Source organism: Rhodosalinus sp. K401, from assembly GCF_041365735.1.
Classification (GTDB): Bacteria; Pseudomonadota; Alphaproteobacteria; order Rhodobacterales; family Rhodobacteraceae; genus Rhodosalinus.
The window spans coordinates 1-404 of the sequence record NZ_JBGFSI010000060.1 but is presented as its reverse complement, the minus strand read 5'-3'; the positions used below and the strand labels follow the sequence as shown (position 1 = coordinate 404).

At 52.7% G+C, this 404-nt stretch carries 1 pseudogene; it reads right to left on the bottom strand.

Annotation, left to right across the window (positions count from 1 at the left end):
• Positions 1–404, bottom strand: a pseudogene (ompC, locus tag AB6A66_RS17530) (porin OmpC); the annotation flags it as partial.

Below are 404 nucleotides of genomic sequence, written 5' to 3'. Positions count from 1 at the left end.
TACTGAGCAGCCAGGTAGATGTTGTTAGCGTCGTATTTCAGACCACCAGTGTAGGTTTCAGCACGGTCGCCGTTACCGATGTAAGCAGCGGTGTTCTGAGCATCAGTACGTTTGGAGCTGGAGATCGCACCACCGATACCGAAACCTTCGTAATCATAAGTGATAGAACCGCCGACGCCGTCGCCGTTTTGACGCAGTGCGTCACGACCGTTGTTAGTTACGCCACTAGTAAAGCCTTCACCAGATGGGTTGCCGTTTTTACCCTGGTACTGAACAGCAAAGTTCAGGCCGTCAACCAGACCGAAGAAGTCAGTGTTACGGTAGGTCGCGAAGCCGTTACCACGCTGCTGCATGAAGTTGTCAGAACCGTAGGTGTCACCACCGAATTCTGGCAGTACGTCGGT